Source organism: Streptomyces sp. NBC_00443 (assembly GCF_036014175.1).
Lineage (GTDB): Bacteria > Actinomycetota > Actinomycetes > Streptomycetales > Streptomycetaceae > Streptomyces.
The window spans coordinates 2,094,856-2,108,659 of the sequence record NZ_CP107917.1 but is presented as its reverse complement, the minus strand read 5'-3'; the positions used below and the strand labels follow the sequence as shown (position 1 = coordinate 2,108,659).

The window sequence follows — 13,804 nt, the reverse complement described above, 5'->3', positions numbered from 1 at the left end:
GCGTTCAGGGGGTGTGGCCGGCCGTCGACTCGGCGCCGGTGTCCGTACCAGGTGACCGGCGGGCCCCTCGGGCCCGCCGGAAACGGATGAGCGCCAGGGTCGTGACGAACAGGGTCGCGAAGACGAGAGCGATCACCGAGGGGCCGACGCTGTCCAGCGTCTCGGCGATGCCGCGCTGGACGGCCCCTGCCGCGTCGACGACGGCGTCCTGCGTGGTGGGGTCGCGCTGGACGCGGATCTCATACCAGCCGTAGTACGCGACGTACGCGCCCACGCACAGGAGCAGTCCGCCGCCGAGCCGGGGTGCGATCGCGCCGAGGCGGCGCAAGCGGGTGACGGCGGTGGCGCGGGTGAGGGCGACGGTCAGCGAGGCGACGCCGACGATCAGGCCCATCCCGCCCGCGTACGCGGCGAACAGGGCGATGCCCTCGCCGGTCGAGCCGCTGCGGAAGGCGGAGACGACGATGGCGAGGAACGGGGCGATGGTGCAGCCGAGGGAGGCGGTCGCGTACGCCATGCCGAAGAGCGCCATCGAGGGCAGCGAGCGGGTCACGGTCGGCGCGCGGCGCAGTTTCGGGGCCAGAGTGGGCAGTTGACGACCCGCGAGCAGCCAGGTGCCGGCCATCGCCATGAGGAGCCCGAAGGTGATGGTGAACCAGGGCAGATGCTCCTGCACCTGCCCCGCGACGGGCTGGACGGCCAGGCCGAACACGCCGAAGAGCGCGGCGAACCCGATCGTCATAGCCGCGGTGGCGGTCAGCGCCCGGCCGACCGCGACCGTACGCCTGGGGGAGTCGTCGCCGAGGACGAGCAGCGACAGGTAGGCGGGGAGCAGGGCGAAGCCGCACGGGTTGACGGCTGCGAGCATCCCGGCGCTGAGCGCGAGGGCGAGCGGCAGGTCGGTCATGGCGGGTTCAGCCGGTGAGCCCGGCGACCTTCTCGGCCAGCCCCTCGCCAGCGGGCAGCACGCCCTCGTAGACGGTCTTGCCGTCCTTGTCGAGGATGACGTAGCGGCTCTGCTCGGTGACCTCGAACCGCTTCCACACCTCGCCCGCCTCGTCCGAGAGGTGCGGGAAGGAGTCGGTGCCGGTCTCGGCTACGAAGTCCATCATGGCCGCGTTCTTGTCGAGGCCGGCGACGCCGAGGACGTGAGCCTTGCCCGCGTAGTCGGCGGCGACCTTGGCCGTCTCGGCGGCCTGGGCGCGGCACTTGGGGCACCACGGGGCCCAGAACCACAGCACCGTGGGCTTACCCGCGAGGGACTTCGCGTCGAACGGCTTGCCGTCCACCGTAGTGCCGGAGAAGTTCAGGGCCTCGGGGACCTGCGTCCCGCTGTCGCCCTCACCCTCGCCCGAGGCAGTCGACTCGGGGGCAGAAGACGCCGTCTTCGGCGGTGCGGCCTGGGCATCGCCGCCGGAGTCGGTACCACCCTCGGAGCCGCACCCGGTGACGGTGAGCAAGGCGGCGGCCAGGACGGCCGGGAGCAGAGTGCGGGCGCGCATGGCGGACTCCTGCGGGTCGGGATCGGCTGTGACTGTATGGCCGACGGGGCCGGTGCGCGCGGGGCGGAGGGCTTACGGTTCGGTGACGTCAGCCTGCGGTGTCCTTCGCACGCCGTCGCAGCCTGCCGTGCACGACGCCGGTTCTGCCGCGCCGAGGCATGAAGCGGCAGGTCGTCGTCCGTGTCCGGCGGTCCGGCGAACCGTGCTCAGTCCAGGGTGTCGAGGGCGGTGATGATGTCGACTGGCTCGGCGCGGGCGGTGTAGTCGGTGTTGACGAAGGCCCAGCGGATGGTGCCGTCGCGGTCGATGACGTAGGTGGCGGGGAGCGGCAGGGTGCGTGGGTGACCGCCGTTGACGCGCTGGAGGTCGAAGCCGAGCTTGTCGTAGACGGCGGCGAGGTCGTCGGGGAGGTCGAAGGCGAGGCCGTACTGCTGGGCGGTGTCGGAGCCGAGGTCGCTGAGGACGTCGAAGGCGAGGCCGTGCTTCTCGGTCAGGGTGAGGGACTCGTCGGCGATCTGCGGGGAGACGGCCACCAGGTGGGCGCCGCGTGCGGTGATGGCGTCGTGGTGCTGCTGGAGGGCGCGCAGGGCGATGTTGCAGTACGGGCACCAGGCGCCGCGGTAGAAGGTCAGTACGACGGGGCCCTCGGCCAGCAGGTCATCCAGGGCCAGGTGCCGTCCGGTCGCGGTGGGCAGCGTGAACCGGGGGGCCCGGTCGCCGACGGTCAGGGCGTGCTCGGCGCGGCCCGAATCGGCGAGTTCCTGGCCGGCCCGCTGCATGATGTCGCGTATCTCGGCGGGGATCTGCTGCTGGCGGGCTTCGTAGAAGGCGCGCAGCTCGGCGTTGAGGGTCATGGGCGGGTTCCTCCTGGGGGCGCCGGGGCGTCTCGGTAGTGCCGGTCATCTCGGAACGACCGTTTCAAGATAGCGGGAGTGGCGGTATCTTGGAACCCTTATTTCAGGATGGCGGGGTGTGGCATGCCGGACATCAAGCACTTCGATCCGGACACGGTTCTGGAGAAGGTGATGCGGCTGTTCTGGCGGCAGGGCGTGGCCTCGACCGGGATCCAGGACGTCGTGACGGCGACCGGCCTCAACCGCTCCAGCCTGTATGCCACCTTCGGCGGCAAGCAGGAGCTGTACCGCGCCGCGTTGCGCCGGTACCTGGAGGACTGCTCGGAGCCGGCGTTCCGGCGCCTGGCCGGGGACGGGCGCGGACTGCCCGCTGTCGCCGACTTCTTCGCCGCGCTGATCGAGGCGCGCTGCTCCGGCCCGTACGCCCGCTGGGGCTGCATGGTCTCCAATGCCCACGCCGGTGCGGAGAACGGCGACGCCGAAGTCCGGACCGCCCTCGACCAGCACCACCGCATGCTGCGGGAGGCGCTGTACGAGGCACTTGTCACCGCACGGGCCGAGCAGCAACTCGCCCCCGGCACCGACCTGGGCGCCGCGGCCGACCTGCTGGCGCTGCTCGCCTACGGCGTGAACCTGCGCTCGCGTGCCGGAGCCGACGCCCGGGAGCTGACGAAGACCGTGACCGCGGCCCTGGGCTCGCTGAGCACTGCGTAGCCGCCCTTGTCGGCGATCGGGGTCATCCGGCTTCGTCCTTGAGGCGGGCCGGGTCGAGGACAGTGATGCGTCCGCGGGCGAGGCGGATCAGGCCGTGGTCGGCGTAGTCGCGCAGGACCTTGGTGCAGGTCTCGCGGGAGGTGCCGACGAGGGCGGCGAGCCGTTCGTGGGTGAGGGCGATCTGCGGGTGCCGACCCCCTGGCCGTAGCGGGTTGGAAGGCGGCTGGGCGGCGGTGAGCGTGGCCAGTGTGGTGGCCACACGCTGGGCAACGGTCTTGAACACGCTGTCGGACAGGCGCTGTTCGAGGTCGGCGAGGCGGCGGCCGAGAATTTCGGTGACGCGGAGATACGTGGGTCGGCGAGGAGGAAGCGTCGAAGACCGGCATGCCCATCCCGGCCATGGGCACGCCCCGACAGCGGGCAGTGCCCTTCATGTACCGCTCCCAGTAGTCCTTGGTGCGCTCTTCGGCGGCGGCGTGCAGCAGGGATGCGAGGTGCACGGTGGCCGCGTCGGATGTGATCGCCCTGTTCATGCCGGCCCGGGCAGGGTCGGCAGGGCGTCGGCGAGCTGTTTCCACAGGGCTGGGGGTGCGGCGAACCCCGGTGTGGTGGGTCCAGCCGGGGTCGGCCGGGGTCGGCCGGGTTCAGCAACCTGAGGTCGGTGCTGGCGCGCACCAACCGGTCGCAACGGCCGGGAGGTGTACGCCGGTTTCACCGCCCGGGTCTTCGCCCTGCGCGGTACCGACTGGCGCATGCTCCCCACAGCCGCCAACGGGCAGCCCGCCGTCCCCGCCAGCGTGCGCGGTGAGGGGGGCGTATCGACTGCACACCCTGCGGGTCTTCACCGTGACCGCAGCGGGCATCAGCCGCAACGTGGTTTCCAGGAACGAGGAGGTCTTCGCCACCTTCGGGCCGGCCGCCGAACTGTGAGCGGCTGTCCCGAGGTGGGCTGGGCCGATGTTGTTGCCGACGCCTGGGGCCGCCGCGGTTGCCTCTCGGGTGCGCGTCAGATGCTCGGATCGGGTGAGGCGAACCGGCCTGGGCCACGCCGTGCGTCGTGGCGGCGAGGCGAGGGAGCAGCCCGGTGCTTGGCTTTCCTGGCCGGTCGTACTCCGCGATCGTGCTCGGCCAGGAGGGACACTGTGGCGGCACAGGACGAATTGGACGAGGCAATGGTCGAAGCCTTCATGGAGAAGGCGCTCGGGGACATCAGCGGGACGATGATCACCGGTCTGTGCCATCCGGGCGATCGTCTGGGCCTGTTCAAGGACCTCGCGGTGGGCGGCCCCGTCGGCAGTCAGGAGCTCGCGGACCGTCTGGAACTGAATGAGCGTTACGTACGTGAGTGGCTGCGCGGTATGACCGCGGCGGGCTATCTGAAGGAGCCGGAGCCTGGGCGCTTCACCCTTCCCGCCGAGCACGCGCCCGCCCTGGCCGACGAGAACGGGCCCATGTTCCTCGGCGGCGTGTACCAGATGATGCCCGCTGCCATGGCGCCGTACGAACGACTGATCGAGGCGTTCCGGAGAGGGGGAGGCGTACGGCAGAGCGACTACCCGGACATCCTGTGGGACGGCATGAGCCGTTTCACGGGCAGCTGGTTCGAGAGTGCGATGGTCGACGACTGGCTGAGCACCTTCCCCCATGTCGTCGAAAAGCTGGAGCGCGGCATCGACGTGGCGGACATCGGCTGCGGGGCGGGCCGTGCCCAGATCGTGCTCGCCGAGAGGTTCCCCCGCTCCCGTTTCACGGGGTTCGACAGCTTCCCCGGCCAGGTGGAACGTGCCCGGGCGAACGCGGAGAAGGCCGGTGTTGCCGACCGCGTGACCTTCGAGATCGGCGATGTGGCCCAGGGGCTTCCCGGGCGCTACGACCTCGTCACCACCTTCGACGTCGTCCACGACGCGGCGCAGCCGAAGCGGCTGCTCGCCGCCATCAGGGCCGCGGTCAAGGACGACGGCGACTACCTGATGCTGGAGATCAACTGCGAGGACCGCCCCGAGGACAACGTGGGCCCTGTTGCCGCGATGTTCTACGGGTTCAGCGTCTTCTACTGCATGACCACGTCCCTGGCGAGCGGCGGGGCAGCCCTGGGAACGTGCGGTATGTCCGAGGCGGTCGTACGCGAGATGTGCGCCGAGGCGGGCTTCAGCGAGGTGGCCCGGTCCACGGCTGATGACCCTTTCAACGTCCTCTACGACATCAAACCGTAGGTCACATGTCACAACGTGCTTACGCTGCTGGGGACTTCTCCGCCACGAGGAGGGCGTAGCCGAGGGCCCCGTCGGAAACGGCGGTGCGGGCCGCCTGCAGGACGGCGGGGGCGGCGTCGAGGTCCAGGCCGGCGGTGGCGAGTTTGTCTCGCGCGGTCATGCGCAGCAGGTTCAGCCTGGCCTCGATCTGGTCGATCATCCGCAGCATCGCCTGGTCGTGTCGCTCGGTGCGTACGGTGCGCAGGCCCGCGGCGGCCAGGATCTCGCCGTACTCCGGAAGCGGCCGGGCGTCGGCGATACAGGCGATGCGGGCGCCGAGCCCGGTGAGTTCGGGCGGGAGGCGCGGCGGGGCGATGGTGACGTCCGTGATGCCGAGCCGGCCGCCGGGCCGGAGAACCCGGGCGAACTCTGCTGCGGCCCGCGCCTTGTCGGGGAAGGTGCACAGCGCGCACTCGCACACCACGGCGTCGAAGACGGTATCGGGGTAGGGCAGGCGCTCGGCATCCCCCGTGGTGAGGCGAGCCCTGCCGGCGAGCCCTGCGGCCTGGACCGCGCCTTGGGCCAGGGCGATGTTGGCGGCGGAATAGTCGACCCCGTCCACCTCGGCGCCGTAGGCGTCGGCGAGCAGCAGCGCGGTGGTTCCGCGTCCGCAGGCCACGTCGAGCACCCGCGCGGCCGGGGTGAGGGCGAGCGCGTCGGCGAGGCGGCGGGTCAGGGCGGATCCGCCGGGGTGGTAGGAGTCGCCGAGCAGCAGGGAGACGACGTCGGAGGAGTACGCGGCGGCGCAGCACGCCTTCATCTGCTCCCCCGTGGGGTGCTCGGTCACGACGAGGACCCCTCGTCTGCGGCATGGACGGTCTTTGATCCGTACGGTGTCGTGGTGAGGCGGTCGGCGAGCGGCAGGGCGTTGGGGACGACCGGGGCGATGGGCACGCCGGACATCTGCTCGCGGACCTGTTCGCGGTAGCCGACGGAGTTGTAGGCGCAGAACGGGATGAGCCGGCCGTCGGGGGTGATCTCCTCGACGCAGCACTTCATCAGCTGCTTGACGTTGAGGGTGTAGGGGTCCTGGAAGTCCTGCACCACGATCATGAACGTCTTGTCGCTGAGGTCCTTCACGGCCTGCGGCAGGTCGATGCCGCACGCGTCCGCGCAGTCCAGGGCCTCGGCGGTGGCCCGCAGTTGCTCATCGGTGGTCTCGGTGCCCATGAACGCTGAGGCTGACCACAGCTTCTCCAGGGCCTCGCGGATTCCGGCGTCGGGCATGACCCGGTTGGTGACGTAGTCGAGGTAGTCCTCCACGTTCAGCAGCCGCGGGATCGGCACGACGGTGCGGTTGCCGGGCTCGCCGTCCACGAGGAGGTAGGTGATGGAGCGGCAGGTCGGGAAGCAGCAGGGTACGGGGAAGAAGTCGCCCTTCTGGAACCACCCGGGGCGCTGGGCGTTGATGAGCTTGATGACGTCGGGGTTGGTGAGCCGGTTCAGCGGGTCGAACTCCACGTGCCGGCCGGAGTGGGTGACCGGCTGGAAGGCCACGGAGCGTACGGCGGGGTGGTCGATGCCGTGCTCGATGATCGCCCCCAGCTCGTGTTCGTTCAGGCCGCGTTCGACGGCGGCGACGAGGGTGACGGTCAGCCCGGCTTCCGCGCAGTTGTCCAGGGCCCGCTGCTTGAACGTACGCAGGTCCCGGCCGCGGATCTCCAGGTGGGTGCGCTCGTCGAAGCCGTCGAACTGGAGGTAGATGTTCACGGATCGGCCCGGTGCCTGGTTGCGTTTGCCCAGCTCGGCGACGAAGGTGCGGTCGGTGGCCAGGCGGATGCCGTTCGTGTTCAGGGTGACGTTCTTGATGGGGCGGGCCTGGGCGAGGTCGATGAAGTCCAGGATGTGTTTGTGGATGGTGGGTTCCCCGCCGGAGAACATCACCACCTCCGCCTCGCCCTCCGAGGCCACGAACGCGTCCAGCATCCGCTCGCACTGATCATGCGTGATCGAGTAGCCGTCGCCTTGGTGTCCGGAGTCGGCGAAGCAGATCGGGCAGTCCAGATTGCAGCCGGTGTTGACCTCGATGATCCCGAGGCAGGCGTGCTGCTTGTGTTCGGGGCAAAGTCCGCAGTCGCTGGGGCAGCCGTCCTTCACCTCGGTCTGGAAGGTGAGCGGGATTGTGCCGGGCTTGTTGAACCGGGCCGAGGACACGTATTCCTCCGCGTCCCCGTACACGAGTGCCTCGAACTCGCCGTGCTCGCAGCAGCGTTTACGCAAGTACACCCTGTTGTCACGGATGTTGACCTGCGCGTCGACGGGTGTCTTGCACAGCGGGCAGATCGACTTGGTGAACTCGACGAACACCTCGTCGCGGTCCACCTTGCGCCGGGGCGCGGATGCCTGGGTCATCGGTACTCCTCACTCCGTCGAGACGGGGTCGGCGGTTCGGCTTGGATTGGACAGCTTCGCGGCGTGGGGTGGCTCCCGGGCCCGCGGCGTTCCGCTCGCTGTCGCCGACGGTGCTGGAGGAGGGCGGTACGGATGAGCAGCAGTCCTCGGGTCCGGCGCCCCGTCGGCGACGGGCGCGGCAGTGCAGGGCACAGGCGACAGCGATCGCGGCCATCACCGCGCCGACAGTGATCAGCCACGGGTTGCGCAGCGCCCCGCCGACGGCGCCGCCTGCCAGCAGCAGCGGGCCGGCGCAGCACAGCACCATTACCAGCCCGGCGACCAGCAGCCCAAGAGTCCCGCGCACACCGCCGACGGCGCCGAGTGCCCGGCCCGCCAGGAGCAGCGGGCCGGCGCAGCACAGCACCATTACCAGCCCGGCGACCAGCAGCCCAAGAGTCCCGCGCACACCGCCGACGGCGCCGAGTGCCCGGCCCGCCAGGAGCAGCGGGCCGGCGCAGCACAGCACCATCACCAGCCCGGCGACCAGCAGCCCAAGAGTCCCGCGCACACCGGAGTGTGAAACGCCGCCCGGACATCACACGTCCGCCTCCTCATTGCGCAGCCCATCCCTGTTGTCGGCACCACCCGCGCCGACAGGCGCAGCCGCGCTGCCGCGCAGCAGCAGACCGGCGTAGAGCAGCAGCAGTGCGTCCTGGACCAGCACGAACCAGCTCAGCCGCTGGGGCAGATAGCGGCCGAAGCAGCCGCAGTTGGCCACGGTGAGCCCGCGTGCGTACGCCTGTGCCGCCAGCAGCGCCCACACCACCGCGACGCCGGTGAACACCCACACCTGCACCCTCGCGCGGGATCGCGGGCGGGCCAGGAACCACACCCCGCACCCCAGCTCGCCCGCGATCAGTGCCACAGCGAGCGCGGTCGCGCCCGCCCCCGAGACCAACCCGTACGCGGCCAGAATGCCCGGCATCCGCCGGAAGGACGCAAGCTGCCCGGCCGCCATCGCGACGAACAGCGCACCCAGCACGATCCGCAGCACCATGTCCCGCACGCTACGGCCGGAAAGCGGCCGGGAACTGTAAGCGCGCTCACCGAACCGGCACCCGCCTCACGGCACCATCGGCGGCCCGGCGACGCCTTGACGGCTCCTGCCGGTCAGCGGCGGGCCCTGCGTTCCGCCTCCAGCTTGACGGCGGCGAGCGATCCGGCGACGGTCGCCTCCCAGCGGCCGGCCACCTTCTCACCCCACCAGGCTCCAGCCCGCCACAGGTCGGTGCCCATCTCCCCTTCGTACAACAAGCGGGTCCCCGCGGGCAGTTCGGCCAGGGTGAACGACTCCACGACGTACGGGACCGGCCCGCGCACGAGGCGGAAGTCGACGCGCTCAGGCCGGCTGAACCGCACCGTCTCCACCGTCACCGCCTTCCACCGTCCGCCCAGGGGCGTGGAGTGGGCGGCCAGCACCATGTCGCTGCCGCGCTCGAGAACTCGCACCTTCTCCCGCATGGCCCGGGTGGTGCGGCCCAGGTACGGCTGGGCGATCACGTCGAAGACGACGTCCCGGGGTGCCGTGATGTCCAGGGCCTGCGGCCCGAGTGGTCTGACGCGTCGGCCCACGCCCAGGTCGACCGGCAGCGCCCCGCTGACCAGCCCGGCGTATCCGCCGACGGCCACGGCTGCCGCGGTCGCCGTCCAGGCTGCCGTCCGGACCAGGCGGCGGCTCACGACGTGCCCTCGGGCTCGCCCTCGACCGTGACGGTGCAGTGGCGGGCGATTCGTGGTCTCGTTCGGCAGCGGCCCAAGGTTGCACTTCCGTGATCACGGGACCTGTGCCCTGCCTCCCCTTGACGCTGCACCCCGTCACTGAACGTCGCGCACCGCGAGCAGTTCGACCGCTGCCCCTGACGACTCCAGCAGTGGTGCAGCGGCAGAACGCCGGGGATCCGCCCGGTAGGCAGCGAGGTCCTGGCTGGTGGGAAAGGTGATGAGGTGGGCTTCGACCTGGTCGTCCAGTGTGCGCAGCCGGCGCTCAAGACGTCCTCCATGTTCGGCAAGGAGTGGCAGAACGGCGCTTTCATAGGCGTCGAAGGCGCCCAAGCCCCCTTGAGGTAGCCGCGCGAGCATCAAGTATGTGACGGCCATGGCTCCCTCGCAGCGGGCCGAGGACAGTGATCTTCTGAGCCTAGCTGGAGCGCATGCCCTCAACGCCGCCCTGTCGGCCGCCTGATTGCGCGACCTCTTGGCGTCTCGGCCTGCTTCCGGGATCGGCGCCGGCTCGCCGCCACTGTGCGGGGCTCATTCCGTGCACCTTGCCGAAGGTGCGGGCGAAGTAGCCGGCGTCCGGGAAGCCGACCTGCCTGCCTATCTCACTGATTGGCAGTACGGTCGCGGCCAGCAGCCGCCGGGCTTGCACCATCCGCCGCTCGGTGATCCACTCCTGCACCGTACGTCCGGTCCGTCGGCGTACCGTCGAGGTGAGGTGGCCCGGGGAGATGCCGACCGCGGCGGCCACGTCGCGCAGAGACAGCGGTTGTGGGTAGCGCTGCTCGATGACCTCGAACACCTCGGCGAGCAGTGGTTCCCGGTTCTCGCGCAGGTCGCCCACGACGTCAGCGGCGAGCCGTGACACTCCGACCAGCATCAGCGTCAGGTGGGCCAGCGCGGCCTCCCGGTAGCCATCCCGGCGCTGCGCCAGTTCGTCGTGCAGGGCCTGGATCCGGGCGGTCCACTCGGGCCGGTCCGCTTCGGGCACCCGCACCCGCAGGGCGCCGATCGCCCCTCCGCGGACGAACGGGAACAGCAGAGGGTGGGTGCGCCAGGCCAGGTGGGCGCCGGGGACGTCCGGGCCGAGCGCGTCGGCGGTGAAGAACACGCCCCAGCCGCGGGCGTGGGTCAGGTCGGTGGCGTGGATTTGGCCCATCACGTCGCCGGGCGCGATCACGAACAGGTCGCCGGCCTCGATCGGCCAGGCCCGCCGGCCGGTGCGCAGCAGCCCGCCGGTGGTCTGGAAGTACGCCAGGCCGGGGAAGTCGTGCGCGTGCTCCTCGAAGCTGCTGGTGCTCTCCCAGCCGGTGCTCTCCCAGCCGTGCTCCAGCCGCCAGGTCGCCACGGGCAGCTCGCCGGGTGCCGGCTGCATCGAGTAGGTAGCCGGCCGGTCCCGGCTGGGCGCGGTTCGCACGGTCCTCACCATCGAATCGTCCCACTGGAGCCACGGATCGGTACAGGTCCGCAGCCTCCGGCGGGGTCAGACTGAAGGCATGACCGAAAAACTGTCTCAGGCACGTACCGAGCCCGAGTACATCCCGGGCTTGGGCAAGCACTTCCTGACGCCGCTCTACGACGTGGCGCACCATGTGGTCGGGCTGCGCAAGATCCACCAGGAGATGATCACCCTGGCCGCATTGCGGGACGGGCACCGAGTGCTGGACGTCGGTTGCGGCACCGGGAACCTGCTCCGGGCGACCGGTCAGCGGCACCGGAACGTGGACCTCGTCGGGCTGGACCCGGACCCGAAGGCGCTGGCCCGCGCCGGGCGCAAGGCCCGGCGGGCAGGCCTCACCGTACGGCTGGACCGCGGGTTCGCGCAGGAACTGCCTTATGGCGACGGCTCGTTCGACCGGGTCTTCTCCAGCCTGATGCTGCACCACCTGGACAGCACGTCGAAGGACGCGCTGCTCGCCGAAGTACGCCGGGTGCTGCGGCCCGAGGGGCTGCTGGTCCTGGCCGACGCGGTGCTCGACGACCACGGGCATGACCACGGGCACGGCCGAGGGCGCCGACGGGGCGGGATGCGGCGTCGTATGCACGAACAGCTGCGCGACAACGTCAGCGACGCCGTGTCGCAGCGGATCGCCGCATCAGGCTTCACCGTGGAGCCGACCCGCACCATGGCACTGCGGATCGGCGGAAGAGTCGGCATCGAACTCGCTCACCCGAGCGTGTCAGCCCAGAAGTAGCCCGGGTTCCCGGGGCAGACGGCCTGGTGCCGAGCATGGCCAACACCCGGCGGCCCCGCCCGCCGACGCCCGGCTACAGGACCACCCAGCCACACGGTGACCGATTCCGGCCGCTGCCCGGCACGGGCGACGGCCGGCACGGGCGCGGGCCAGCGGGCTCGGGTGCGGGTAGTACCAGGCCGCGTTCCGGTCCGCCCGTCGACCGTGCGGTGTAGTAGCGGGCGAGCCCCTTCCAGAGAAAGAGCGACCAGGCGCGCGTCCTGGTGAAGTACTGGCGGCGTAGTGCCTCGGGCGGGAGTCCCAGAGGTGCCGCCGGCACCCCCTCCTGGCCCACATCCGTACAGGTCAAACGGGGTGGTGTGGCGGCAGCGTCCGCTCAGATGTCCCGGAAGATCTCGATCTGCGCCCCGATGGAGTTCAGCCGCTCCGCGAGGTCCTCGTAACCGCGGTTGATGACATAGACGTTGCGCAGCACGGACGTGCCCTCCGCCGCCATCATCGCCAGCAGCACGACCACGGCGGGCCGCAGGGCGGGCGGGCACATCATCTCGGCGGCGCGCCAGCGGGTCGGGCCCTCGACCAGGACGCGGTGCGGGTCCAGCAACTGCAGTCGGCCGCCGAGGCGGTTGAGGTCCGTCAGGTAGATCGCGCGGTTGTCGTAGACCCAGTCGTGGATCAGCGTCTTGCCCTGCGCGGCGGCGGCGATGGCCGCGAAGAACGGGACGTTGTCGATGTTCAGGCCCGGGAACGGCATCGGGTGGATCTTGTCGATCGGCGCCTCCAGCTTGAGGGCCGGACGGTCAGGTCCACCAGCCGGGTACGGCCGTTGTCCGCGAAGTACTCGGGCGTACGGTCGTGGTCGAGGCCCATCTCCTCCAGGACCGCCAGCTCGATCTCCAGGAACTCGATGGGCACGCGGCACACCGTCAGCTCCGACTCGGTGACCACGGCGGCGGCCAGCAGGCTCATCGCCTCGACCGGGTCCTCGGAGGGGGAGTAGTCGACGTCCACGTCGATGTCCGCTAGGCCGTGGACCGTGAGCGTGGTCGTGCCGATGCCCTCGACCCGGACGCCGAGCGTCTCCAGGAAGAAGCAGAGGTCCTGGACCATGTAGTTGGACGAGGCGTTGCGGATGACCGTGACGCCGTCGTGCCGAGCGGCGGCCAGCAGAGCGTTCTCGGTCACGGTGTCGCCGCGCTCGGTCAGCACGATCGGCCGGTCGGGACGTACGCCACGGTCCACCACGGCGTGGTACTGCCCCTCGGTCGCCGCGACGTCCAGGCCGAACCGGCGCAGGGCGATCATGTGCGGCTCGATGGTCCGCGTGCCGAGGTCGCAGCCGCCGGCGTACGGCAGCTTGAAGTGGCTCATGCGGTGCAGCAGCGGGCCGAGGAACATGATGATGGAGCGGGTGCGGACGGCCGCCTCGGCGTCGATGGCGCCCATGTCCAGCTCGGCCGGCGGCACGATCTCCAGGTCGACGCCGTCGTTGACCCAACGGGTGCGCACGCCGATGGAGTTGAGCACCTCCAGAAGGCGGTACACCTCCTCGATGCGGGCGACCCGGCGCAGCACTGTGCGCCCCTTGTTGAGCAGCGAGGCGCACAGCAGGGCCACACAGGCGTTCTTGCTGGTCTTGACATCGATGGAACCGGACAGCCGACGTCCGCCGACGACCCTCAGATGCATCGGACCGGCGTAGCCCAGCGACACGATCTCGCTGTCGAGGGCCTCACCGATTCGAGCGATCATCTCAAGGCTGATGTTCTGGTTGCCGCGCTCGATGCGATTGACGGCGCTCTGTGAGGTGCCGAGCGCCTCGGCCAGCTGCGTCTGTGTCCAGCCACGGTGTTGCCGGGCGTCACGGATGAGCCTGCCGATGCGTACGAGGTAGTCGTCTGCCATGAGGTTGAGGCTATCTCAGATATGAGATGAGACATCCCAGGGGGGTCCATTCGGGTGATGGGCCGTCAACGCCGCCTGGCGTTACGGGTGCGGCGCCACCCGAAAGGTCCGGGCAAATCCATCGATGTCGTACGACGTCCGGTGCTGCTGTGTGTGCGGCGCGGCCCGTGCTTGCCACCGGTGGTGAGGGACCAGGAGTGCCGGTTGATGTTCAGCCGTACACCGGGCAGGATCCGAAAACTCTTGCGGAATGTGAGGGGCATGGACGCCTC

General features: G+C 70.4%; 16 protein-coding genes and 1 pseudogene. 5 read left to right on the top strand and 12 right to left on the bottom strand.

The genetic code is table 11. From position 1 onward, the window contains the following. Positions 1-4: 4 nt before the first annotated feature. The 3 genes from OHO27_RS09460 to OHO27_RS09450 form a co-directional block, all read right to left on the bottom strand. Positions 5-907, bottom strand: a complete 903-nt coding sequence (locus tag OHO27_RS09460; protein WP_328422182.1) for a cytochrome c biogenesis CcdA family protein — start codon at positions 905-907, stop codon at positions 5-7. Positions 908-914: 7 nt separating this feature from the next. Then, a complete protein-coding gene (locus tag OHO27_RS09455) occupies positions 915-1,502 on the bottom strand; it encodes a redoxin family protein (RefSeq protein WP_328422180.1) in 588 nt (195 codons plus the stop codon). Between the two features lie 206 nt (positions 1,503-1,708). Then, positions 1,709-2,356, bottom strand: coding sequence for a peroxiredoxin-like family protein (locus tag OHO27_RS09450; RefSeq protein WP_328422178.1), 648 nt, complete (start codon positions 2,354-2,356; stop codon positions 1,709-1,711). 123 nt (positions 2,357-2,479) lie between these two features. On the opposite strand from OHO27_RS09450, the gene OHO27_RS09445 reads away from it, so the two are divergent. After that, entirely contained in the window at positions 2,480-3,070 is a 591-nt protein-coding gene (locus OHO27_RS09445) for a TetR/AcrR family transcriptional regulator (protein WP_328422176.1), read from the top strand. Positions 3,071-3,092: 22 nt separating this feature from the next. Here OHO27_RS09445 and OHO27_RS09440 read toward each other — a convergent pair whose 3' ends face one another. Further along, positions 3,093-3,329, bottom strand: coding sequence for a helix-turn-helix domain-containing protein (locus OHO27_RS09440; RefSeq protein WP_328422174.1), 237 nt, complete (start codon positions 3,327-3,329; stop codon positions 3,093-3,095). A 545-nt stretch (positions 3,330-3,874) separates the two neighbouring features. Between OHO27_RS09440 and OHO27_RS09435 the strand changes: the two genes are divergently transcribed. Together OHO27_RS09435 and OHO27_RS09430 are read left to right on the top strand one after the other, a co-directional pair. Beyond that, positions 3,875-4,000, top strand: coding sequence for a hypothetical protein (locus tag OHO27_RS09435; RefSeq protein ID WP_328422172.1), 126 nt, complete (start codon positions 3,875-3,877; stop codon positions 3,998-4,000). Positions 4,001-4,212: 212 nt separating this feature from the next. Continuing rightward, positions 4,213-5,283 carry a methyltransferase domain-containing protein gene (locus OHO27_RS09430; RefSeq protein ID WP_328422170.1) on the top strand — a complete coding sequence of 357 codons (1,071 nt, stop codon included), beginning with the start codon at positions 4,213-4,215 and terminating at the stop codon, positions 5,281-5,283. Between the two features lie 19 nt (positions 5,284-5,302). Here the strand turns inward: OHO27_RS09430 and OHO27_RS09425 are convergent, their stop codons facing one another. Next, positions 5,303-6,109 carry a class I SAM-dependent methyltransferase gene (locus OHO27_RS09425; RefSeq protein WP_328422168.1) on the bottom strand — a complete coding sequence of 269 codons (807 nt, stop codon included), beginning with the start codon at positions 6,107-6,109 and terminating at the stop codon, positions 5,303-5,305. Continuing rightward, positions 6,106-7,674, bottom strand: coding sequence for a radical SAM protein (locus tag OHO27_RS09420; RefSeq protein ID WP_328422166.1), 1,569 nt, complete (start codon positions 7,672-7,674; stop codon positions 6,106-6,108). The genes OHO27_RS09425 and OHO27_RS09420 overlap by 4 nt, the downstream gene beginning before the upstream one ends. Before the next feature lie 181 nt (positions 7,675-7,855). Between OHO27_RS09420 and OHO27_RS09415 the strand changes: the two genes are divergently transcribed. Beyond that, on the top strand, positions 7,856-8,236 hold the full coding sequence (locus OHO27_RS09415) for a hypothetical protein (protein WP_328422164.1): 381 nt from the start codon (positions 7,856-7,858) through the stop codon (positions 8,234-8,236). A 15-nt stretch (positions 8,237-8,251) separates the two neighbouring features. On the opposite strand, the gene OHO27_RS09410 is transcribed toward OHO27_RS09415, so the two are convergent. The 4 genes from OHO27_RS09410 to OHO27_RS09395 all read right to left on the bottom strand — a co-directional run bounded on the left by OHO27_RS09410 (position 8,252) and on the right by OHO27_RS09395 (position 10,849). Next, positions 8,252-8,713 carry a MauE/DoxX family redox-associated membrane protein gene (locus OHO27_RS09410; RefSeq protein ID WP_328422162.1) on the bottom strand — a complete coding sequence of 154 codons (462 nt, stop codon included), beginning with the start codon at positions 8,711-8,713 and terminating at the stop codon, positions 8,252-8,254. A gap of 113 nt (positions 8,714-8,826) precedes the next feature. Then, positions 8,827-9,396, bottom strand: coding sequence for an SRPBCC family protein (locus OHO27_RS09405; protein ID WP_328422160.1), 570 nt, complete (start codon positions 9,394-9,396; stop codon positions 8,827-8,829). Positions 9,397-9,531: 135 nt separating this feature from the next. After that, positions 9,532-9,813, bottom strand: a complete 282-nt coding sequence (locus tag OHO27_RS09400; RefSeq protein WP_328422158.1) for a hypothetical protein — start codon at positions 9,811-9,813, stop codon at positions 9,532-9,534. A gap of 40 nt (positions 9,814-9,853) precedes the next feature. Next, positions 9,854-10,849: a helix-turn-helix transcriptional regulator gene (locus OHO27_RS09395; RefSeq protein ID WP_328422156.1), complete on the bottom strand. Its 996-nt coding sequence runs from the start codon at positions 10,847-10,849 to the stop codon at positions 9,854-9,856. 79 nt (positions 10,850-10,928) lie between these two features. Between OHO27_RS09395 and OHO27_RS09390 the strand changes: the two genes are divergently transcribed. After that, a complete protein-coding gene (locus OHO27_RS09390) occupies positions 10,929-11,627 on the top strand; it encodes a class I SAM-dependent methyltransferase (RefSeq protein WP_328422154.1) in 699 nt (232 codons plus the stop codon). Between the two features lie 376 nt (positions 11,628-12,003). On the opposite strand, the pseudogene OHO27_RS09385 reads toward OHO27_RS09390, so the two are convergent. Next, a pseudogene (locus OHO27_RS09385) lies at positions 12,004-13,532 on the bottom strand (helix-turn-helix domain-containing protein). A 65-nt stretch (positions 13,533-13,597) separates the two neighbouring features. Then, the gene (locus OHO27_RS09380) at positions 13,598-13,795 is read right to left on the bottom strand and encodes a DUF4236 domain-containing protein (RefSeq protein ID WP_328422152.1); all 198 of its coding nucleotides are present in this window, start codon (positions 13,793-13,795) and stop codon (positions 13,598-13,600) included. Positions 13,796-13,804 lie beyond the last annotated feature (9 nt).

Coding starts and splice junctions, on each gene's coding strand:
- OHO27_RS09460 (WP_328422182.1), bottom strand. CDS start 907: ATGACCGACCTGCCGCTCGCCCTCGCGCTCAGCGCCGGGATGCTCGCA.
- OHO27_RS09410 (WP_328422162.1), bottom strand. CDS start 8,713: ATGGTGCTGCGGATCGTGCTGGGTGCGCTGTTCGTCGCGATGGCGGCC.
- OHO27_RS09420 (WP_328422166.1), bottom strand. CDS start 7,674: ATGACCCAGGCATCCGCGCCCCGGCGCAAGGTGGACCGCGACGAGGTG.
- OHO27_RS09455 (WP_328422180.1), bottom strand. CDS start 1,502: ATGCGCGCCCGCACTCTGCTCCCGGCCGTCCTGGCCGCCGCCTTGCTC.
- OHO27_RS09450 (WP_328422178.1), bottom strand. CDS start 2,356: ATGACCCTCAACGCCGAGCTGCGCGCCTTCTACGAAGCCCGCCAGCAG.
- OHO27_RS09445 (WP_328422176.1), top strand. CDS start 2,480: ATGCCGGACATCAAGCACTTCGATCCGGACACGGTTCTGGAGAAGGTG.
- OHO27_RS09390 (WP_328422154.1), top strand. CDS start 10,929: ATGACCGAAAAACTGTCTCAGGCACGTACCGAGCCCGAGTACATCCCG.
- OHO27_RS09380 (WP_328422152.1), bottom strand. CDS start 13,795: ATGCCCCTCACATTCCGCAAGAGTTTTCGGATCCTGCCCGGTGTACGG.
- OHO27_RS09400 (WP_328422158.1), bottom strand. CDS start 9,813: ATGGCCGTCACATACTTGATGCTCGCGCGGCTACCTCAAGGGGGCTTG.